General features: G+C 72.2%; 22 protein-coding genes. 3 read left to right on the top strand and 19 right to left on the bottom strand.

Annotation, left to right across the window (positions count from 1 at the left end):
• Position 1: 1 nt before the first annotated feature.
• The 9 genes from pheS to infC all read right to left on the bottom strand — a co-directional run bounded on the left by pheS (position 2) and on the right by infC (position 6796).
• The gene (gene pheS / locus B5P21_RS06945) at positions 2-1039 is read right to left on the bottom strand and encodes a phenylalanine--tRNA ligase subunit alpha (RefSeq protein ID WP_045528443.1); all 1038 of its coding nucleotides are present in this window, start codon (positions 1037-1039) and stop codon (positions 2-4) included.
• 73 nt (positions 1040-1112) lie between these two features.
• The gene (locus B5P21_RS06940; protein ID WP_094170966.1) at positions 1113-1937 is read right to left on the bottom strand and encodes an amino acid ABC transporter permease; all 825 of its coding nucleotides are present in this window, start codon (positions 1935-1937) and stop codon (positions 1113-1115) included.
• Positions 1934-2581, bottom strand: a complete 648-nt coding sequence (locus tag B5P21_RS06935; RefSeq protein WP_045528447.1) for an amino acid ABC transporter permease — start codon at positions 2579-2581, stop codon at positions 1934-1936. The genes B5P21_RS06940 and B5P21_RS06935 overlap by 4 nt, the downstream gene beginning before the upstream one ends.
• 118 nt (positions 2582-2699) lie before the next feature.
• On the bottom strand, positions 2700-3623 hold the full coding sequence (locus tag B5P21_RS06930; protein ID WP_045528448.1) for a glutamate ABC transporter substrate-binding protein: 924 nt from the start codon (positions 3621-3623) through the stop codon (positions 2700-2702).
• Between the two features lie 148 nt (positions 3624-3771).
• Positions 3772-4560 carry an amino acid ABC transporter ATP-binding protein gene (locus B5P21_RS06925; RefSeq protein WP_094170965.1) on the bottom strand — a complete coding sequence of 263 codons (789 nt, stop codon included), beginning with the start codon at positions 4558-4560 and terminating at the stop codon, positions 3772-3774.
• Positions 4561-4712: 152 nt separating this feature from the next.
• Positions 4713-5513 (bottom strand): TrmH family RNA methyltransferase, encoded by an 801-nt coding sequence (locus B5P21_RS06920; RefSeq protein WP_045528450.1) that lies wholly within the window; start codon positions 5511-5513, stop codon positions 4713-4715.
• Positions 5514-5576: 63 nt separating this feature from the next.
• On the bottom strand, positions 5577-5969 hold the full coding sequence (gene rplT / locus B5P21_RS06915; protein WP_012038696.1) for a 50S ribosomal protein L20: 393 nt from the start codon (positions 5967-5969) through the stop codon (positions 5577-5579).
• Positions 5970-6015: 46 nt separating this feature from the next.
• Positions 6016-6210, bottom strand: a complete 195-nt coding sequence (rpmI, locus tag B5P21_RS06910; protein ID WP_012298616.1) for a 50S ribosomal protein L35 — start codon at positions 6208-6210, stop codon at positions 6016-6018.
• Positions 6203-6796 (bottom strand): translation initiation factor IF-3, encoded by a 594-nt coding sequence (gene infC / locus B5P21_RS06905; protein WP_015490649.1) that lies wholly within the window; start codon positions 6794-6796, stop codon positions 6203-6205. The genes rpmI and infC overlap by 8 nt, the downstream gene beginning before the upstream one ends.
• A 391-nt stretch (positions 6797-7187) precedes the next feature.
• Here infC and B5P21_RS06900 point away from each other — a divergent pair, with 391 nt between their 5' ends.
• Entirely contained in the window at positions 7188-7661 is a 474-nt protein-coding gene (locus B5P21_RS06900) for a DUF1844 domain-containing protein (RefSeq protein WP_094170964.1), read from the top strand.
• A 58-nt stretch (positions 7662-7719) separates the two neighbouring features.
• Here B5P21_RS06900 and B5P21_RS06895 read toward each other — a convergent pair whose 3' ends face one another.
• The 5 genes from B5P21_RS06895 to B5P21_RS06875 all read right to left on the bottom strand — a co-directional run bounded on the left by B5P21_RS06895 (position 7720) and on the right by B5P21_RS06875 (position 11036).
• Positions 7720-8487 carry an SseB family protein gene (locus B5P21_RS06895; RefSeq protein ID WP_094170963.1) on the bottom strand — a complete coding sequence of 256 codons (768 nt, stop codon included), beginning with the start codon at positions 8485-8487 and terminating at the stop codon, positions 7720-7722.
• Entirely contained in the window at positions 8484-9233 is a 750-nt protein-coding gene (gene priA, locus B5P21_RS06890) for a bifunctional 1-(5-phosphoribosyl)-5-((5-phosphoribosylamino)methylideneamino)imidazole-4-carboxamide isomerase/phosphoribosylanthranilate isomerase PriA (RefSeq protein WP_015490652.1), read from the bottom strand. Before priA ends, B5P21_RS06895 begins: the two co-directional genes overlap by 4 nt.
• 65 nt (positions 9234-9298) lie before the next feature.
• Positions 9299-9940, bottom strand: a complete 642-nt coding sequence (gene hisH, locus B5P21_RS06885; protein WP_045528458.1) for an imidazole glycerol phosphate synthase subunit HisH — start codon at positions 9938-9940, stop codon at positions 9299-9301.
• The gene (gene hisB / locus B5P21_RS06880; protein ID WP_045528459.1) at positions 9937-10545 is read right to left on the bottom strand and encodes an imidazoleglycerol-phosphate dehydratase HisB; all 609 of its coding nucleotides are present in this window, start codon (positions 10543-10545) and stop codon (positions 9937-9939) included. The genes hisH and hisB overlap by 4 nt, the downstream gene beginning before the upstream one ends.
• A 110-nt stretch (positions 10546-10655) precedes the next feature.
• On the bottom strand, positions 10656-11036 hold the full coding sequence (locus B5P21_RS06875; RefSeq protein WP_015490655.1) for a LysM peptidoglycan-binding domain-containing protein: 381 nt from the start codon (positions 11034-11036) through the stop codon (positions 10656-10658).
• A 361-nt stretch (positions 11037-11397) separates the two neighbouring features.
• On the opposite strand from B5P21_RS06875, the gene lexA reads away from it, so the two are divergent.
• A complete protein-coding gene (lexA, locus tag B5P21_RS06870; protein WP_045528461.1) occupies positions 11398-12078 on the top strand; it encodes a transcriptional repressor LexA in 681 nt (226 codons plus the stop codon).
• An 85-nt stretch (positions 12079-12163) separates the two neighbouring features.
• Here the strand turns inward: lexA and hflX are convergent, their stop codons facing one another.
• The gene (gene hflX, locus B5P21_RS06865; RefSeq protein ID WP_094170962.1) at positions 12164-13729 is read right to left on the bottom strand and encodes a GTPase HflX; all 1566 of its coding nucleotides are present in this window, start codon (positions 13727-13729) and stop codon (positions 12164-12166) included.
• A 40-nt stretch (positions 13730-13769) separates the two neighbouring features.
• On the opposite strand from hflX, the gene B5P21_RS06860 reads away from it, so the two are divergent.
• A complete protein-coding gene (locus tag B5P21_RS06860; protein WP_094170961.1) occupies positions 13770-14387 on the top strand; it encodes a class I SAM-dependent methyltransferase in 618 nt (205 codons plus the stop codon).
• 42 nt (positions 14388-14429) lie between these two features.
• Here B5P21_RS06860 and dapF read toward each other — a convergent pair whose 3' ends face one another.
• The 4 genes from dapF to B5P21_RS17250 are packed head-to-tail and all read right to left on the bottom strand — an operon-like array spanning position 14430 to position 18924.
• Positions 14430-15308 (bottom strand): diaminopimelate epimerase, encoded by an 879-nt coding sequence (dapF, locus tag B5P21_RS06855; RefSeq protein ID WP_094170960.1) that lies wholly within the window; start codon positions 15306-15308, stop codon positions 14430-14432.
• Positions 15309-15317: 9 nt separating this feature from the next.
• Positions 15318-16241, bottom strand: coding sequence for a tRNA (adenosine(37)-N6)-dimethylallyltransferase MiaA (miaA, locus tag B5P21_RS06850; protein ID WP_045528469.1), 924 nt, complete (start codon positions 16239-16241; stop codon positions 15318-15320).
• Complete coding sequence (gene miaB, locus B5P21_RS06845; RefSeq protein ID WP_045528470.1) at positions 16238-17824, bottom strand: tRNA (N6-isopentenyl adenosine(37)-C2)-methylthiotransferase MiaB; 1587 nt, start codon at positions 17822-17824, stop codon at positions 16238-16240. Before miaB ends, miaA begins: the two co-directional genes overlap by 4 nt.
• A 50-nt stretch (positions 17825-17874) precedes the next feature.
• Entirely contained in the window at positions 17875-18924 is a 1050-nt protein-coding gene (locus B5P21_RS17250; RefSeq protein WP_236688670.1) for a regulatory protein RecX, read from the bottom strand.
• Positions 18925-18959 lie beyond the last annotated feature (35 nt).

Here is an 18959-nt window from a genome sequence, read left to right as displayed (position 1 = left end):
ACTACACCACCATCCCGAACTGCGCGCCGAATCGGATGTCGCCCTCGACGATGTCGCGCATGTCGGAGAGGTCGTTGCGGAACATGAGGGTGCGCTCGGTGCCCATGCCGAACGCGAAGCCCTGGTACTCGTCCGGGTCGATGCCCGCGGAGCGCAGCACGTTCGGGTTCACCATGCCGCAGCCGCCCCACTCGATCCAGCGGGGTCCGCCCGCGGCGGCCGGGTGCCAGACGTCCATCTCGGCGCTCGGCTCGGTGAACGGGAAGTAGTTGGGGCGCAGGCGGATGCGCGCGTCCTCGCCGAACATCGAGCGCGCGAAGTGCTCGAGCGTGCCGCGCAGGTGCGCCATGGTGAGGCCGCGGTCGATCGCGATCCCCTCGATCTGGCGGAACGCGGGCGTGTGCGTCGCGTCGAGCTCGTCGCTGCGGAAGGTGCGGCCCTGCGCGATCGTGTACACGGGCAGCGCGTCGGCGAGCAGCGTGCGGATCTGCACGGGCGAGGTGTGCGTGCGCAGCACCAGGTGCGCGTCGGTCGGATCCACGTAGAAGGAGTCCTGCATCGCGCGCGCCGGGTGGTCGGGCGGGAAGTTCAGCGCATCGAAGTTAAACCACTCGCTCTCGAGCTCGGGGCCCTCGTTCACCTGCCACCCCATGCCGACGAAGATGTCGGCGATGCGCTCCTCGAGCATGGTGAGCGGGTGGCGGGCGCCGGCGCGCCAGCGGCTCGGCAGCGCGGTGACGTCCACGGCCTCGGCCACGAGGCGCGCGGCGGCCTCCTGCTCCTGGATCTCCGCCTCGCGCGCCTGGAACGCCTGCGTGACGCGGGCGCGCGACTGGCCGACGAGCTTGCCGGCGTCCTTGCGCTGTTCGGGCGGCAGCGAGCGGAGCGATCCGTTCAGCCGGGCGAGCGGGGAGGCCTCGCCGATGTGGGCGGAGCGGGCCTCGGCGAGCGACGCGGAGTCGGTGGTCGCGGCGAGCGCGGCCATCGCCTGCTCCACGGCGGCGCCGACGGTCTCCTCGGAGATCTGGGGTTCGGACATGAGGCCCGAGTCTACCGATCGGGGGTGCCGCTCCCGGCCCGCGACCGGGCCGCGCCCCGGCCGCACGGGGCGGCTACGCGCCCTGCGAGGTCCCGGCCGCGACGGTCTTCGCCACGCGCGGTCCGCGCTTGCGGGCGAGGCGCCGCGCGATGGTCGACACCGTGAGGTTCAGCACGAGGTACATGCCCACCATCACCACGAAGATCGGCAGCGAGTTGGCGCGGCTCGTGGCCTCGAGGATCAGCTCGCCCTGCTTGGTGAGGCCGACGAGGCTGACGATGGTGCCGAGCGCGGTGTCCTTGATGAGCACCACGAGCTGGGCGACGATGATCGGCAGCATCGTCCGGAACGCCTGCGGGAACTCCACGAGCAGCCGGTTCTGCAGCGGCCGGAGGCCGATCGCCAGCCCCGCCTCGCGCTGCCCGCGCGGCAGGCCGAGGATCCCCGAGCGCAGGGCCTCGCCGATGATCGCGCCGTTGTAGAGCGTGAGCGCGGTGACGACCGACCAGTACGGGCCGATGGGGAAGATCAGGTAGATGAACAGCATCATCAGCAGCACGGGCATGCCGCGGAAGAACTCGAGCACCACGGTCACGGCGTAGCGGATGACCCGGTGCTCGCTCATGCGGAGGAGCGCGAGCACCATGCCGAGCAGGATCGCAAGGACCGCGGCCACCGCGGCCGACTGCAGCACCACGACGAGGCCCCGGAGGAGGAGCCCCCAGACGAGCGGGTCGTTGAGCACGAGCCAGATGTCGGGGCTGAACTGCCCGGCCTGCTGCAGCTTCACGGCGGCGAAGGCGAGCACGGCCACGACGATGGCGCCCGTGACGACGGAGAGGATGCGGGAGCGACGGCGGGCCTTCGGGCCGGGGACGTCGTAGAGGACACTGCTCATCGGGAGACCGCCACTCGCTTCTCGAGGTGGTCCGCCAGCTGGCCGAGCGGGACCGTGATGATGAGGTAGAAGAACGCGACGCCCACGAAGACCCAGACGACCGCGTCCCCGTTGGCGTTCGCGACGTCGCGGCCCACGTTGAACAGCTCGTAGATGAAGTACGCGCCCGCGATCGACGTGTTCTTGGTGAGCGCGATGACGACGTTGATCAGCGGCGGGATGACCGTGCGCACGGCCTGCGGCAGGATCACCGACCCGAGCGTCTGCGAGAACGTCAGCCCGATGCTGCGCGCGGCCTCGGCCTGGCCGACGGGCACGCTGTTGATGCCGGAGCGGATCGCCTCGGCGAAGAACGGCGCCGTGTAGAGCGTGAGCGCGAGCACCGCCGCCGTCATGAACGGCAGCGCGCCCGAGATCGACGTGATCACGACGCTGAAGAAGGTGAAGACGAGCAGCAGCGGGGTGTTCCGCAGCAGCTCGACGTAGGCCGTGGAGGTGGCGCGGAGGCTCGCGAGCGGCGAGATCCTCATCGCGGCGATCACGATCCCGAGCGGGAGGGCGAACAGCACGGTGAGGCCGAGGAGGCGCAGCGTGCCGCCGAACCCCCGCAGGAATACGTCGAGATTGTCGAGGATCACATCCACGGCGCACCTCCTATTGGTCTGCACCCGGCGCGGCCGGGCGATGGTCGGATCCGGGCTCTTCGTGCCCGGACGAGGGAGGGTCCCGCGCGCGCATCAGCGCACGCGGGACCCGGTGGGACTAGTAGCGGTCGATCGCCGGGGGCTCCGGCGTGTCGATGACCGTGTCGGCCGTCGCCTCGAACAGGCGCGCCCAGGTGCCGTCGTCGTAGGCCTCCTGCAGCGTGTCGTTGATGAACGTGCGGAACGCCTCGTCGTCCTTGGCGATGCCGATGCCGTAGGGCTCCTCGGTGAAGGTCTCCCCGTCGCCGACGAGCTTGAACTCGCCCTCGTTCTGGTCGATGAAGCCGGAGAGGATCACGTTGTCCGTCGTGACGGCGGACACCTGGCCGTTGCGCAGCGGGTCGAGGCACTTGCTGTAGACGTCGGTCGGCACGACGACCGCGCCGAACGTGGCCTCGATGTTCGCGGCGGGGGTGGATCCGGCGACGGAGCAGACCTGCTTGCCGCGGACGTCCTCGGGCGTGTTGATCGTGGTGTCGTCCGCGAGGACCATGAGCGCCTGGCCGGCGACGTAGTACGGGCCCGCGAAGTCCACGACCTCCTTGCGCTTGTCGTTGATCGTGTAGGTCGCGACGACCGCGTCGACCGAGCCGTTCTGGATGAAGGGCTCGCGGTTGGCGGACACCGTCTCCGTGAACTTGATGCCGTCGAAGGGGATGCCCATCTTGCTGGCGACGAGCGCGGCGATGGCGACGTCGAACCCGGCGGGCTTGCCGTCGAGGCCCGCGAGGCCGAAGAGCGGCTGGTCGTACTTGGTGCCGACCTTCATCTCGCCGGCCGCGGCCAGACGCGCCATCGTGGTGCCCTCGTCGAACGTCGGGTTCTCCGCGAGCGCGAGCTTGTAGGGGCCGTCGCCGTTCTCGGGGGCGTTCGTGCCGGCGTCGATGCCGCTGTTCGACGCGCTGCCCGCGGCGCCGCAGCCCGTGAGGGCGACGACGACGATCGCGGCGGCCGCGGCGATGGTCAGTTTCCTGTTCTTCATGGTTCCCGTTCCTTGGCTGGTGGATGGATGACGGAGGCGATGGGGATCGCTCCTGGTGCGGGTCGTGCCGGTGGCGCGGCGCCCGGGCGCGCCTGCCTCGGCGGCGTCCGGATGCGGCGGGCGGGAGGACGCGTGCCCTCCGCGCGCGTCAGTGGGCGAGGATCTTGGAGAGGAAGTCCTTCGCGCGGGGGGTCTGCGGGTGGTCGAAGAACTCGGCGGGGGTGGTGTCCTCCTCGATGGCGCCGTCGGCCATGAAGATCACGCGGTCGGCGGCCTTGCGGGCGAAGCCCATCTCGTGGGTGACGACCATCATCGTCATGCCGTCCTTGGCGAGGCCGACCATGACGTCGAGGACCTCGGTGATCATCTCGGGGTCGAGCGCCGAGGTGGGCTCGTCGAGGAGGATCAGCTTCGGGTCCATCGCCAACGCGCGGGCGATCGCGACGCGCTGCTGCTGGCCGCCGGAGAGCTGGGCCGGCATCTTCTGCGCCTGGTTGGCGACGCCGACGCGGTCGAGGAGCTCCATCGCCCGCTTCTCCGCCTCGGCCTTGCCCTGCTTGCGCACCTTGATGGGGCCGAGGGTCACGTTCTCGAGCACGGTCTTGTGCGCGAAGAGGTTGAAGGACTGGAACACCATGCCGACGTCGGCGCGGAGGCGGGCGAGCTCGGCGCCCTCGGACGGGAGGTCCTGGCCGTCGATCGTGATGGTGCCGTCGTCGATGGTCTCGAGCCGGTTGATCGCGCGACACAGCGTCGACTTGCCGGACCCGCTGGGGCCGATGACGACGACGACCTCGCCGCGGTTCACCGTGGTCGAGATGTCCTTGAGGACGTGCAGGTCCCCGAAGTGCTTGTTGACGTGGGATACGACGACCAGGGGCTCGCCGACCGCTGCTGCGGCGGGCGAGGCGGGGTCCGCCGTCGGGCTCTGCTCCATGCGAACACCATATCCATGACGGTGTTTCGTCCGCGTTTCCGCGGGGCATCGTCACCCCATCGTGACGCGGTGGCCGTCTTTCGGCCGATCAGGGCCGTGGTCGAGCAGGGCGCGAGGCCCGGGCGGACGTCGGACGTCGGCGGATCCGCGGGTCAGGCGCGCTGCGCGAACGCCGACTCGTAGAGGCAGACGGATGCGGCGGTCGCGAGGTTCATCGACTCGGCCTGGCCGTAGATCGGCACGACGACGGCGCGGTCGGCGAGGGCGAGGTGCTCGTCCTGGAGGCCGCGGGCCTCGTTGCCGAACAGCCACGCGGTGGGCCCGGCGAGGCCGCCCGACGTGCGCTCCGCGAGGAGGTCGTCCCCCTTCACATCGGCGGCGAGGACCTGCAGGCCGGCCGCCTTCACGCGCTCGAGCACGGCGTCGAGCTCGGGCATGATCGCGACCGGCAGGTGGAAGAGCGAGCCCGTCGTGGCGCGCACGACCTTGGGGTTGTAGAGGTCGACGGAGCGGCCCGTGAGGATCACCGCGTCGGCTCCCGCGGCGTCGGCCGCCCGGATGATGGTGCCCGCGTTGCCGGGGTCGCGCACCTCCTCGAGGATCGCGATGAGGCGCGGCTCGTCGCCGAGGATCTGCTTGAGCGAGGTCGGGAACTGCCGGCACACGCCCACCACGCCCTGCGGGGTGACGGTGTCGGCCATGGACGCGATCACGTCCTCCGTGACGAACTCCACCTCGACGTCCGCCTCGCGGACGGCGCGCGCGAGATCCGGGTAGCGGTCGAGGGCCGTGGGGGTCGCGAAGAGCTCCAGTACGAGGTCGGGACGGAACGCGAGCGCCTCCGACACGGCCTGCGGCCCCTCGAGGAGGAACAGGCCCGTGTCGGCGCGCGCGTCCCGCTTCGCGAGCTTGGCGACGCCACGGACACGCGGGGAGCGGGGATTGTCGAGCATGGCCCCAACACTAACGGCGCGCCCCCGGGTGGGGACGCGCCGTCGGCGGTGGTGCGGGATGCGCTACGCGTTCGCCGCGACCTTGGGGGCCGAGGTGTTCGCGGGCAGGGCGGCCTTGGCCGTCTGCACGAGCGACGCGAAGGTCGCGGGCTCGTGGACCGCGAGCTCCGCGAGGATGCGGCGGTCGACCTGGACGCCGGCGAGCGAGAGGCCCTGGATGAGGCGGTTGTACGTCAGGCCGTTCGCGCGGGCGGCGGCGTTGATGCGCTGGATCCAGAGGCGGCGGAACTCGCCCTTCTTGGCGCGGCGGTCGCGGTACGCGTAGACGAGGGAGTGGGTGACCTGCTCCTTGGCCTTGCGGTACAGGCGCGAGCGCTGCCCGCGGTAGCCGGCGGCGCGCTCGAGGATGACCCGACGCTTCTTGTGGGCGTTGACGGCCCTCTTGACTCTTGCCATTTCAGTGATTCCTATTCGAGTTCAGGTGTCGCGGACGACGAGGGGCCTAGCGGCCGAGGAGCTTCTTGGCGACCTTCATGTCGGCCTTGGCCAGGGGCTGGTCCTGGTTGAGTCGCGCCTTGCGCTTGGAGGACTTGACCTCGAGGTTGTGCCGCATGCCCGCCTGCTGCTTCATGATCTTGCCGCTGCCGGTGACCTTGAAACGCTTCTTGGCACCCGAGTGGGTCTTCTGCTTAGGCATTGTTCTCTTCTCTCGCTTCTCGTGCGCTCGCCTTGGTGGCGTCGCGCTTCGCGTTGGCCTCGGCCTTGGCCTCGGACTTGTTCTTGTGCGGTCCGATGACCATGACCATGTTGCGGCCGTCGATCGTGGGGGTGGACTCGACGCTGCCGAACTCGGCGACGTCCTCCGCGAACATCTTGAGCAGTCGCACGCCCTGGTCCGGACGCGACTGCTCGCGCCCGCGGAACAGGATCATGGCCTTGACCTTGTCGCCGTCCTGCAGGAAGCCCTCGGCGCGCTTGCGCTTGGTCTCGTAGTCGTGCTTATCGATCTTCAGGCGGAAGCGCACCTCCTTGAGGATGGTGTTCGCCTGGTTGCGACGCGCTTCCTTGGCCTTCTGCGCGGCCTCGTACTTGAACTTGCCGTAGTCCATGATCTTCGCCACGGGGGGCTTGGAATTGGGCGCGACCTCGACGAGGTCGAGGTCGGCTTCCTGCGCGAGCCGGAGTGCGACGTCGATGGATACGACGCCGACCTGCTCGCCTGCTGGGCCAACGAGGCGAACCTCGGGAACTCGGATTCGATCGTTGGTACGGGGATCGCTGATGGACTGCTCCTATTCGTGTCTTCGGGTGGCCCGGCGACGATGTGCCGCTCGGATTCGAGACGAGGAGAGTTCTTCACCAGGGTGCGACGGATCCGTCGTACTCGGCAACACGCCCTGTCCCCGCTCTGCAGCGGGGCCCCCGCTGATGCGGGGCTCCCGTCATCTGGTCCCGGTGAGGGGAGCCGTTCGGACGGGGGAGCGAAATCGACCCGGTAACCTATGGAGGCGGTCAAGCGCGGGTGGGAGATCAATCCTCTTTCGAACCGGGACTGTGACAGCCCCGGAGCCGTCGATCAGCATAGCAGACGCCGACCCCGACCCGGAAGGGCGGGCGCCGACCGGGTCCGCGGGCGTCCGGCACCACCCGGCCGCCCCGAGCAGGAGGACAGACATGACCGACCCGACCCCCGACCCCGCGACCACCGCGACCACCGCGCCCGACGCGCACGTCCACCGCTTCGAGGAGCCCGCCGCCGCGACCGGCGACGGCACGAGCAGCCCGGCCGCGGGCGTCGCCGACGACGACACCGCCGACTTCGTCGCCGACCAGTACGCGCGCGACATCGCGGAGGTCTCCGCCGTCGAGGTCATCACCACCACCGCCGTCCACCTCATGAGCGCCGCGGCCGTGAAGTGCGGGCTCGCCGACGACCCCGCCACGCAGACCGACCTCGCCGAGGCGCGGAAGCTGATCATCTCGCTCGCGGGTCTCGTCACCGCCGCCTCCCCGGAGCTGGGCGACCAGCACGCGCGCAGCCTCCGCGACGGCCTGCGCTCCCTGCAGCTCGCCTTCCGGGAGGCCTCGCCGTACCCCGACGCCGTGGGCAAGGGCCCAGGAGAGAAGTACACCGGGCCCGTCTCCTAGGACGACGGCCCGGACGGGTCGCGCGCCGTCACCGCGACGGAGGGGCGCGACCCGCGTCTCAGCCGGCGGAGGTGATCCGCAGACCCATGCTGTCGACCCGGTCGGCGAGCACCGCGCTCCGGGACCACTCCCCCTGCAGCCGCGCGAGCAGCGCGTCGAGCGCCGGGCGGTCGAGGCCGTCGACGAGCTCGAGCGCGATCAGCAGCTCCGGGCCCTCGAGGCGCGCGCGCGGATCCCCCGGCGCGGTGCTCAGGCTGACGACCGCGGGCTCCTCGACGACGCTCGCCTCCAGAGCCGCGGCGACCTCGGGATCCTCCGGGCTCGGGATCCACGGCAGCGAGCGCGCGACCGCCCACACCGCCGGCCGCCGCAGCACGAACTCGGTGTCGGACCCCGGGTCGACGACCACGAGGTCGGTCTCCTCGCTCGCCGCCGCCAGCGCCACGCGGACGGCGTCGGCGGGGACGGGACGCGCCCTCGCGTTCCACCTGCCCATCGCGGCGACCGACGTGAAGACGGGCATGACGGTGCGGCCGTCGGGACCGGCGACCGTGATGATCGACAGCTCGGCGCTCTTGTCCGCTGTGAGTCCGTGCGCGCCCTCGCCCTCCTCGCCCAGGCGGGCGACCAGCGGGATCAGCAGGCGCGCGTCGCGGAGCGCATCGACGACGACACCCTGGCCGACCTCGCCGCGACCGTGCCGCGCGAGCGCCGAGGCGACGGCGGGCGGCGCGGACCCGTCGTCATCCGGGAACGGCGTCGGCTCGAACGAACGTCCCGCCCAGGGGGTCCCGGCCGAGTCCGCGTACGGAGTGGATCCGGTCATCGATCCCCGGCGACGTCGAGCGCCTCGCCCAGCGTGAAGGCCCCGGCGTAGAGGGCCTTGCCGACGATGGCGCCCTCGAGGCCGAGCGGCACGAGCTCGCGGAGCGCGGCGATGTCGTCGAGGCTCGAGACGCCGCCGGACGCGACCACGGGGCGCTCGGTGCGCTCCAGCACGTCGCGCAGCAGCTGGAGGTTCGGGCCCTGGAGCGTGCCGTCCTTCGTGACGTCGGTGACGACGTAGCGCGCGCATCCCGCGTCCTCGAGCCGTTCGAGCACCTCCCAGATGTCGCCGCCGTCCTGCGTCCAGCCGCGCGCGGAGAGCGTGCGCCCGCGGACGTCGAGCCCGACCGCCACGGCCTCGCCGTGCTGGGCGATCACGCTGGCGGCCCACTCGGGGTTCTCGAGCGCCGCCGTGCCGAGGTTGATGCGCGTCGCGCCGCTCTCGAGGGCGACGTCGAGCGAGCGGTCGTCGCGGATGCCGCCGGACAGCTCGATCTGCACGCCGTCGATGGCGCGGATCACCCGGGAGATGACCGACAGGTTGTCCCCGCGGCCGAATGCGGCGTCGAGGTCGACGAGGTGCAGCCACTCCGCACCCTGCTCGGCCCAGTCCCGGGCCGCGTCGACGGGGTCGCCGTAGCCGGTCTCGGTGCCCGCCGCGCCCTGCGTGAGGCGGACGGCCTGGCCGCCCGCCACGTCGACGGCGGGCAGGAGGGTCAGACGGGGCGTGCTGGTGAACTCGCTCATGGGGGCCTTCCATCGATCGGGCGTGCGGGCGGCGCCGTCGGCGACGGCGGATGCAGGTGGGGGCGTCAGGCGGCGCGGAGGGTGCCGAGCCAGTTCGCGAGCAACCGGATGCCGGCGGCCCCCGACTTCTCGGGGTGGAACTGCGTGGCGGTGAGCGGGCCGTTCTCGACGGCGGCGATGAACCGCTCGCCGTGCGTGGCCCAGGTGACGCGGGGTGCCGGCAGCGGCGGCAGCGGATCGATGCCCCAGGTGCGCGCGGCGTACGAGTGCACGAAGTAGAAGCGCTCGTCCTCCAGGCCCGCGAACAGGGACGACCCCTCGGGGACGTCGACGGTGTTCCAGCCCATGTGCGGCAGCACGTCGGACTCGATGCGGTCGACCGTGCCGGGCCACTCCCCCAGGCCCGCGACGTCGACGTCGCGCTCGACGCCCCGGTCGAACATGACCTGCATGCCGACGCAGATGCCGAGCACCGGACGACCTCCGGCGAGGCGGCGGTCGACGACGCGGTCGCCACCGGCTGCCCGCAGCGCGGTCATGACGGCCGAGAAGGCACCGACGCCGGGGACGAGCAGGCCGTCCGCCTCGTGCGCGCGCTTCGGGTCGCCCGTCAGCTCGACGTCCGCACCGGCCAGCTCGAGCGCCTTGACGGCGGAGTGGACGTTGCCGCTCCCGTAGTCGAGGACGACGACCGAGGGCCGCGTCACAGCGCGCCCTTCGTGGACGGGATGCCGGAGACGCGCGGGTCGAGCTCCTTGGCCTGGCGGAAGGCGCGCGCGAACGACTTGAACTCCGCCTCCGCGATGTGGTGCGGGTCGCGTCCGCCGAGGACGGTGAGGTGCACGGTGAGGCCCGCGTGGAAGGTGATGGCCTCGAAGACGTGGCGGACCATGGATCCGGTGAAGTGGCCGCCGATGAGGTGCATCTCGAAGCCGGCGGGCTCGCCCGAGTGGACGAGGAACGGACGACCGGAGATGTCGACGACCGACTGCACGAGCGCCTCGTCGAGCGGCACGAGCGCGTCGCCGAAGCGGGCGATGCCGGACTTGTCGCCGAGCGCCTGGCGGATGGCCTGGCCGAGGACGATGCCGACGTCCTCCACGGTGTGGTGCACGTCGATGTGCGTGTCGCCCGTGGCGGTGACCTTCAGGTCCGTGAGCGAGTGCTTCGCGAAGGCGGTGAGCATGTGGTCGTAGAACGGCACCGAGGTGCTGATCTCGGAGGCGCCGGTGCCGTCGAGGTCGAGCTGGAGGTCGATGCTGGACTCGCTGGTCTGCCGCGTGACGTGCGCGGTGCGCGCGAGGGTGCTCATGGGTTCCATGCTACCGATCGCGTCAGGTCGGACCGTCGTCGTCCCCGGCCGCCACCGGGAACGACGACGGGCGCCGTGCCCACCCGCGGCGCGACCGCGAGCGGACAGGATCAGTGCGCGTACTCGGCAGGGACGGCGAGCTGCTGGCCGGCCGCGACGTCCGACGAGGGGAGCCGGTTGAGGTCGACGACCGACGCGATGACGTCGCGCGGGTCAGCCGACGGGGCGATCTCCTCGGCGAGGTCCCACAGGGACTGGCCGCTCGACACCGTCACGTACTCGAACGTGGTGCCCGACGCGTCCTTCGACGCGACGGCCGCGCCGCCGTTGAGGGCGACGAGCCCAGCGCCGAGTGCCAGGGGGGCCGCGACGAGCGCGGTGAGGACGACGCGGCCGCGCCGCGTGATGCGCAGGCGCGTGCGGGGCGCGACGGCGGCCTCCGCGACGGGTGCGACGGACGGGCCGGCGGGGGTGATGGCTGCGGTGTTCATGGTGACCTCTCGTGCGAGACGGTGGGGCGTCGATGCGACGCGCTCGGCGGTGCAGTGCGGTACGGCATGCGATGCGGGTCGGGCAGCTCGCACCCGGCTCTCGGCCGGGAGAGCCGGGTGCGAAGCTGTGTTCCGAACATACATTCGAAACCAGACCTCCGCAAGCCCTCATCGCCTCGATCCGGCCCCCAGCGGCGCGACACGCTCGAACAGGTGTTTGTACGAGGTGCCCCAGCTGGATACAGTTTCGAGTGCCTGGTGTCCATTCCACCCGGCACCACCGACATCGCCCCCGCGAGGGCGTCGGCCCGCCGGGCCGATCGTGCCGCGGCGGCGTCGGCGACGAGAGGCGGGCCGTGGCATGACGGACGAGCGAGCGGCGGGAGGCGGCGCGACGAGGCGCCGCAAGAGCCTCAGCGACAAGCAGATCTCGATCCTGGAGTTCATCCAGCGCACCATCGCCGGCCAGGGCTACCCGCCGAGCATGCGCGAGATCGGCGACGCCGTCGGCCTCGCGTCGCTCTCGAGCGTCACGCACCAGCTCAACCAGCTCGAGCTCTCCGGCTACCTCCGCCGCGACCCGAACCGGCCGCGCGCCCTCGAGGTCCTCATCGACCTGCCGGGCACCGGCGCCGCGGAGAGCGGCGATCCGTCGACCCCGGTGGGAGACGCCGCCATGGTGCCCATGGTCGGCCGCATCGCCGCCGGCATCCCCATCACCGCGGAGCAGATGGTCGAGGAGGTCTTCCCCCTCCCCCGCCAGCTCGTCGGCAAGGGCGACCTCTTCATGCTCCGCGTCGTCGGCGACTCCATGATCGACGCGGCCATCTGCGACGGCGACTGGGTGGTCGTCCGCCAGCAGAAGACCGCGGAGAACGGCGACATCGTCGCAGCCATGCTCGACGACGAGGCCACCGTCAAGGTCTTCCGCCAGCGCGACGGCCACACGTGGCTGCTGCCCCGCAACAGCGCGTTCGAGCCCATCCTCGGCGACTTCGCGGAGGTCGTCGGCAAGGTCGTGGCGGTCATGCGCTCGATCTGATCCCCCGCACGACGCACGAGAGCGGCCGGCCCCCGTGGGGGGGGCGGCCGCTCTCCTGCATGCAGGGTCCGTGGTGCGCCGCGGGTCAGACCGCGGGGACCACCGAGTACGCCTGGACCTGCGCCTGCTGCTCCGCCGTCACGAGCGCGCGCACGCGCGTGCCCTCCTCGACGTACGAGGTCTCGAGCACCTTGGCGCCGTCGTGCAGCATCGCGACGACCTCGCCGTGCTCGAAGGGCACCAGGAGGTCGACCTCGATCGTCGGCTGCGGCAGCAGCTCCGCGATGCGGCGACGCAGCTCCTCGACGCCCTCGCCCGTGCGGGCCGAGACGAACACGCCCTGCGGCGCGAGGCCGCGGAGCACCACGCGGTCGCCGTCCGAGGCGAGGTCGCTCTTGTTGAACACGACGATCTCGGGGATGGACGAGGCGTCCACCTCGGCGATGACCTCGTGGACGGTCGCGAGCTGAGCCGCGGGATCCGGGTGCGAGGCGTCGACGACGTGCACGAGCACGTCGGAGTCGGCGAGCTCCTCGAGCGTCGATCGGAAGGCCTCGACCAGCTGGTGCGGCAGGTTGCGCACGAAGCCGACCGTGTCGGCCAGCGTGTAGAGCTGCCCCTGGTCCGTCTCGGTCTTCCGCACCGTCGCGTCGAGCGTGGCGAAGAGCGCGTTCTCGACGAGCACGCCCGCCTTCGTCACCCGGTTGAGGAGCGACGACTTGCCGGCGTTCGTGTACCCGACGATCGCGACCGAGGGCACCGAATGACGGTCGCGGTTGGCGCGCTTGGTGTCCCGCGCGGGCTTCATCGCGGCGATCTGCTTGCGGAGGCGCGCCATGCGCGTGTTGATGCGCCGACGGTCGAGCTCGATCTTCGTCTCACCCGGGCCGCGGGATCCCATCCCCGCGCCCGCGCCGCCGACCTGGCCACCGGCCTGGCGCGACATCGAGTCGCCCCAGCCGCGCAGGCGCGGGAGGAGGTACTGCAGCTGGGCGAGCTCGACCTGGGCCTTGCCCTCGCGGCTCTTGGCGTGCTGGCTGAAGATGTCGAGGATCACGGCCGTGCGGTCGATGACCTTGACCTTCACCACGTCCTCGAGCGCGCGCCGCTGGCTCGGGGCGAGCTCGGTGTCGGCGATGACGGTGTCGGCGCCGACGGCCGCCACGAGAGCCCGCAGCTCCTCGGCCTTGCCTCGTCCGAAGTAGGTGCTGGGATCCGGCGTGGGGCGGCGCTGCAGGAGGCCGTCGAGCACGACCGCGCCCGCGGTCTCGGCGAGGGCCGCGAGCTCCCGCATGCTGTTCTCGGCGTCGTCGACGGAGCCCTGCGAGTACACGCCGATGAGCACGACGTTCTCGAGGCGCAGCTGGCGGTACTCGACCTCGGTGACGTCCTCGAGCTCGGTGGAGAGCCCGGGGACGCGGCGCAGCGCCTGCCGGTCGGCGCGCTCGCTCTGGTCGCCGTCCGAGCCCTGCTCGGTGTCGGGGTTCGCGGACAGCGCCTGCGCGCCGGACCCGCGGAAGAGGGCGTAGTCGGCCGAGCGGTTCTCCGCTCGACCGAGGACGCGCGCGACGACGTCGTCCCGGTCGGTGTTCTCGGTGGACGTCGTCGTCGTGTCCGCGGGCTCGTGGTCGTGCTCGTCGTGCGTTGTCATGTGCTCCCATCGTAGTGCGGGCGTCCGGTATCGTCCCGGTATGGCCGACGCGCACTACTTCTCCTCGTCGCCGGTCGGACCCCTGCGCACCCGCACCATCACCGTCGAGCTGGGCGGGCGCACGGTGGACCTCGAGACCGCCGGCGGCGTCTTCAGCCCCGAGCACGTCGACCAGGGCACCCTGGTGCTGCTGCGCAACGTCCCCGCGCCCCCTGCCGAGGGGCATCTGCTGGACGTGGGCTGCGGCTGGGGCCCCGTCGCCCTCGATCTGGCGATGCGCTCGCCCGCGGCCACCGTGTGGGCGGTCGACGTGAACGAGCGGGCGCTCGAGCTGACGCGGGCGAACGCCCGGTCCCTCGGTCTCGAGAACGTCAACGCCGTGATGCCCGAGGACGTCCCCGCCGACCTCGCGTTCGGCACCGTGTGGTCGAACCCGCCCATCCGCGTCGGCAAGGAGGCGCTGCACGGGATCCTGCTCGACTGGATGCCCCGCCTCGCGCCGGACGCGGACGCCTGGCTCGTCGTGCAGCGCAACCTCGGATCCGACTCGCTGCAGCGCTGGCTGGTCGACACCCTGCCCGCGGGCCTGGAGACGACGCGCGCCGCCTCCGACAAGGGCTTCCGGGTGCTGCGGGTGCACCGCGGCGCGGACTCCTAGCCCGCCACCCCTCCCCCTGCATCCGCGGGCGGGACGACGGGATCAGGCCAGCGCCACGACCCCGTCGAACACCAGCTCGGCGGGGCCCGAGAGGCCGACGTGCTCGCCGTCCTCCGTCGGAAACATCCGCACCCCGAGCACCCCGCCCGGCAGCTGCACGCGCCACTCGTGCGGTGCGGCGGCCCCGGCCCAGTGCCGCGTCGCGAGTGCGGCCGCCGCGGCACCCGTGCCGCAGCTCAGCGTCTCGCCGCTGCCGCGCTCGTGGACGCGCATCGTGATGTGGCCCACGCCGTCCACGACGAGCGGATCGGCGGGCACGACGAGCTCGACGTTCGCGCCGTCGGCGGGCTCGGGATCCAGCTGCGGCACGAACGCGAGGTCGGCCTCCGCGAGCTCGTCCTCGCTGGACAGCGCCACCACCACGTGCGGGTTGCCCACGTCGATGCCGAGGCCCGGACGCGCGACCTGGAGGTCCTTGGCGCGCACGAGCGGCTCGCCGCCCGCGAGGGACCAGCGGCCGAGGTCGACCTGGAACCCGGATCCGCTGCGCTGCACGTCCCGGACGCCGGCCCGCGTGCCGATCGGGACAGTACCGCCCGGGGGCAGCTCGATGAGCCCGTTCTCGATGAGGAAGAGCGTGAAGACGCGGATGCCGTTGCCGCACATCTCGGCAGGGCTGCCGTCGACGTTGCGGTAGTCCATGAACCACTCGGCGTCCGGGTCCTCGTCGAGGGCCGCGCGGCCCTCGGGGATGCGGCTGGAGAGCACCGCGCGGATCGTGCCGTCGGCGCCGATCCCGAAGTGGCGGTCGCAGAGCGCCTGCACCTGCGTGTCCGTCAGGTAGATCTCGCCCGCGGGATCCGCGAACAGCACGAAGTCGTTGCCCGTGCCCTGGCCCTTGGTGAACTGCAGGTCTGCCATCCCGCCAGCCTACGGGCGCGCCGCCGGGAGGGCGTCGAGCGCGTGAGCGAGGAGCCGCTCGTCGCGCGCGTCCAGCCGCACGGCGTCGGCGTAGCGGCCGAACCAGGACACCTGACGGCGCGCGAAGCGGCGCGTGAGCGCGCGCGTCTCCTCGATCGCCTGCTCCTCGGTGAGCTCCCCCGCGAGCTGCCTGGCCGCCTGCGCGTAGCCGATGGCCCGGGAGGCGGTGACGCCGTCGGCGAGCCCGGCCGACAGCAACCCGGCGACCTCGTCCACCAGCCCGTCCTCCCACATGCCGGAGACGCGAACGTCGAGCCGCGGCACGAGCTCCTCGCGCGGCAGCGTGAGCGCCAGGATCCGCGCCGGATGCCATGGGCGCGGCTCGGCGGATGCGCGCTCCGGCTGCGGTCCCGTCATCTCCACGACCTCCAGCGCGCGCACGAGGCGCCGCCCGTTGTGCGCGCCGATCCGCTGGGCCGCCGCCGGGTCGAGCTCGCGGAGGCGCCGGTGCAGCATGCCCGGCCCGGTCGTCGCCAGATCCTGTTCCAGGCGCTGCCGGATCTCGGGATCGGTTCCCGGGAAGTCGTAGTCGAAGAGCACCGACGAGACGTAGAGGCCGGATCCGCCGACGAGGATCGGGACGGCCCCGCGCTCGAGGATGCCGCCGATCGCCCCGCGCGCCTCCTCCTGGTACGCGGCGACGGTGGCCTCCGCGGTCACGTCGAGGACGTCGAGCATGTGGTGCGGCACGCCGCGCCGCTCGGCCTCGGGCAGCTTGGCCGTGCCGATGTCCATGCCCCGGTAGAGCTGCATGGCGTCGGCGTTGACGATCTCGACCGCTCGGCCCTCGGCCCGCAGCCGGTCCGCGATGTCGAGGGACAGGGCCGACTTCCCGGTGCCGGTGGCGCCGACGATCGCGACGATCGGGGTCACGCGCGGTGTCGCGGGTGCGCCGACCCGTCGCCCGCGGCCGTGGTCACACGGAGCGAGGGCAGCCCGAGCGAGACGCGCGGCGCCCCAGCGGCGCTCGACCCCGCGCCCGACGCCGGCGTCGGCGTCGGCACGCCGCAGGAGTCGGCCTGCGCGCGCTCCCACGCGTCGCCGGCGCGGGTGCGGCGGATGCGCAGCGGAGCGCGGTCGACCGAGTCGGCGATGAGGTGGAACGGCGCCGCGCGGGTGATCTCGACCTCGACGGCGTCGCCGGGGCGCGGCTCGCCGCTGCCCTCGGGGACGTCGAGGTGGACGAGGCGGCCGTCCTGCGCCCGCCCGGTGACCCGGCGCGTATCGCCGTCCTTCCGACCCTCGTGCGCGCTCACGAGGACCTCGACCGTGCGGCCGACCACGCGCAGGTTCTCTTGATGGCTGATCCGCTCCTGCAGCGCGGTGAGGCGCCCGTACCGCTCCTTCACGACATCGGCGGGCACCTGCTCGTCCATCGTCGCGGCAGGGGTGCCGGGGCGGATGGAGTACTGGAACGTGAACGCGGAGGAGAAGCGGGCCGCCTCGACGACGCGGAGGGTCTCCTGGAAGTCCTCCTCCGTCTCGCCCGGGAAGCCGACGATGATGTCGGTCGTGATCGCCGCGTCGGGGATGCGGGTTCGGACCCGATCGAGGATCCCGAGGAAGCGCTCGGACCGGTACGAGCGGCGCATGGCCTTGAGGACGCGGTCGGATCCCGACTGCAGCGGCATGTGCAGCTGCGGCATCACGGCCGGCGTCTCCGCCATCGCGTCGATCACGTCGTCGGTGAAGGCAGCCGGGTGGGGGCTCGTGAAGCGGATGCGCTCCAGCCCCTCGATGGCGCCGGCGGCCCGCAGCAGCTTGCCGAACGCCTGACGGTCGCCGAACTCGACGCCGTAGGAGTTGACGTTCTGGCCGAGCAGCGTGACCTCGACCGCGCCGTCGTCGACGAGGGCCTGGATCTCGGCCAGGATGTCGCCTGACCGCCGGTCCTTCTCCTTGCCGCGGAGCGCGGGGACGATGCAGAACGTGCAGGTGTTGTTGCACCCCACCGAGATGGAGACCCAGCCGCTCGCGATCTCGTCGCGCTTCGTGGGCAGCGTGGACGGGAACGTCTCGAGGCTCTCCAGGATCTCCAGCTGCGCCTCGCCATTGTGCCGCGCGCGCTCGAGCAGCGCCGGCAGGGAGCCCATGTTGTGGGTGCCGAAGACGACATCGACCCACGGCGCCTTCTCGAGCACGGTCGCCCGGTCCTTCTGCGCGAGGCACCCGCCGACGGCGATCTGCATGCCTTCGTGCCGGCGCTTGACACCGGCGAGGTGGCCGAGGTTCCCGTAGAGCTTGTTGTCCGCGTTCTCGCGGACGGCGCACGTGTTGATGACGACGATGTCCGCCTCGGCACCCTCGGCCGACACGTAGCCGGCGGCCTCGAGCGACCCGGTGAGCCGCTCCGAGTCGTGGACGTTCATCTGGCAGCCGTAGGTGCGGACCTCATAAGTCCGGGGCCGGTCGGCTTCGGGCGGGGCGACGCGGACGTGCTCGGCGACGGTGCTCATGATGTCTCGATCCTACGTGCGTGGACGCCCTGCGCTGTCCGGCGGCCGGGTCAGCGGAAGCGGACGCGGGACGAGCCACGGCGGGTCGCGAGCGCGGCCTTCGCCGCATCCCGCACGACCCCGCCTCCGTAGCCACGCCGCATGAGGAACGACGTGAGTCGGCGCTCGGCCGTCTCGTCGTCGTAGGACGAGAGCTGCCCGACGCGCTTCATCGCGACCTCGGTCGCGCGCGCGAGCTCGTCGTCCGGCTGCTCGGCCATGGCCTCCTCGATGACGAGGGGGTCGAGCTTGCGACGGCGCATCTCCATCTCGACCGAGCGCCGCCCGAGGCCCTTGCGGTCGAGGTGCGTGTGCAGGATCTGCTCCGCCAGCGCCGCCTCGTTGATGTACTGCAGGGAGACGTAGCGAGCGAGCGTCTCTTCCGCGATGTCCGGGTCGATCTCCGCCCCGTCGAGCACCTCGCGCGCCTCCGCGAGGGAGAGCCCGCGACCGCGCAGCCGGTTGGCGAGGACGTTGTCCGCCCGACGCCGCTGGCGCTCGGGCGTCCGCTCGGCGGCGCGCTCCTCCTCCGCCTCCGCCTCGCGGCGCTCGTCCTCGACGCGGTCCTCCTCCAGCCGGATCATGTCCTGCCGGTACGCCTCGTCCTGCTCCGCCTTGGCGCGCGCCCGCTCGGCCCGCTCCTGCTCGGCGCGCCACGCCGCGGGCGTCGTGTCGTCCGCACCGTCGTCCTCTGTCGGCGGCGTCTCCGGGAACGCGGCGGTCGCGTCGCCGGACCCGCGCGCCGCCTGCGCCTCGGCCTCGGCGAGCACCCGCCGCGCCTCCGCGATGCGCTCCTGCGCGGCGAGGGCGCGGCCCGCCTCCGACCCGTCGACCGCCGCGCCGATCGTGACGATGCCGTCGACCTCGGTGACGGAGCGGCCGTGCGCGGGATGAGACGGCTCGACGCGAGGCGCAGGTGACGCATCGTCGGGCTCCGCGGGCTCGACGAGCGGGCGAGCCTCGGCCCGACGCGAACGACGGTCGGCGAGGGAGGCGACGGGGGCGATTTCGTCGGGCCCGGGGCCCGTGCCCTGCTCGCCCTCGGAGGGGAATCTGACCATGGTGCTTCCGTCCTCAGGAGGCCCGAGCGCGCATC

Origin of the sequence: Clavibacter michiganensis subsp. insidiosus (assembly GCF_002240565.1) — a bacterium.
Taxonomy (GTDB): domain Bacteria; phylum Actinomycetota; class Actinomycetes; order Actinomycetales; family Microbacteriaceae; genus Clavibacter; species Clavibacter insidiosus.
The sequence above is the reverse complement of the archived record's forward strand: the minus strand, read 5'-3'. Positions and strand labels throughout refer to the sequence as shown.

Bases quoted from the DNA above. Each gene is read 5' to 3' on its own strand.
- pheS (WP_045528443.1), bottom strand. From the start codon at position 1,039: ATGTCCGAACCCCAGATCTCCGAGGAGACCGTCGGCGCCGCCGTGGAG.
- B5P21_RS06940 (WP_094170966.1), bottom strand. From the start codon at position 1,937: ATGAGCAGTGTCCTCTACGACGTCCCCGGCCCGAAGGCCCGCCGTCGC.
- B5P21_RS06930 (WP_045528448.1), bottom strand. From the start codon at position 3,623: ATGAAGAACAGGAAACTGACCATCGCCGCGGCCGCCGCGATCGTCGTC.
- B5P21_RS06925 (WP_094170965.1), bottom strand. From the start codon at position 4,560: ATGGAGCAGAGCCCGACGGCGGACCCCGCCTCGCCCGCCGCAGCAGCG.
- B5P21_RS06920 (WP_045528450.1), bottom strand. From the start codon at position 5,513: ATGCTCGACAATCCCCGCTCCCCGCGTGTCCGTGGCGTCGCCAAGCTC.
- rplT (WP_012038696.1), bottom strand. From the start codon at position 5,969: ATGGCAAGAGTCAAGAGGGCCGTCAACGCCCACAAGAAGCGTCGGGTC.
- rpmI (WP_012298616.1), bottom strand. From the start codon at position 6,210: ATGCCTAAGCAGAAGACCCACTCGGGTGCCAAGAAGCGTTTCAAGGTC.
- B5P21_RS06900 (WP_094170964.1), top strand. From the start codon at position 7,188: ATGACCGACCCGACCCCCGACCCCGCGACCACCGCGACCACCGCGCCC.
- B5P21_RS06895 (WP_094170963.1), bottom strand. From the start codon at position 8,487: ATGACCGGATCCACTCCGTACGCGGACTCGGCCGGGACCCCCTGGGCG.
- priA (WP_015490652.1), bottom strand. From the start codon at position 9,233: ATGAGCGAGTTCACCAGCACGCCCCGTCTGACCCTCCTGCCCGCCGTC.
- hisB (WP_045528459.1), bottom strand. From the start codon at position 10,545: ATGAGCACCCTCGCGCGCACCGCGCACGTCACGCGGCAGACCAGCGAG.
- B5P21_RS06875 (WP_015490655.1), bottom strand. From the start codon at position 11,036: ATGAACACCGCAGCCATCACCCCCGCCGGCCCGTCCGTCGCACCCGTC.
- lexA (WP_045528461.1), top strand. From the start codon at position 11,398: ATGACGGACGAGCGAGCGGCGGGAGGCGGCGCGACGAGGCGCCGCAAG.
- hflX (WP_094170962.1), bottom strand. From the start codon at position 13,729: ATGACAACGCACGACGAGCACGACCACGAGCCCGCGGACACGACGACG.
- B5P21_RS06860 (WP_094170961.1), top strand. From the start codon at position 13,770: ATGGCCGACGCGCACTACTTCTCCTCGTCGCCGGTCGGACCCCTGCGC.
- dapF (WP_094170960.1), bottom strand. From the start codon at position 15,308: ATGGCAGACCTGCAGTTCACCAAGGGCCAGGGCACGGGCAACGACTTC.
- miaB (WP_045528470.1), bottom strand. From the start codon at position 17,824: ATGAGCACCGTCGCCGAGCACGTCCGCGTCGCCCCGCCCGAAGCCGAC.
- B5P21_RS17250 (WP_236688670.1), bottom strand. From the start codon at position 18,924: ATGGTCAGATTCCCCTCCGAGGGCGAGCAGGGCACGGGCCCCGGGCCC.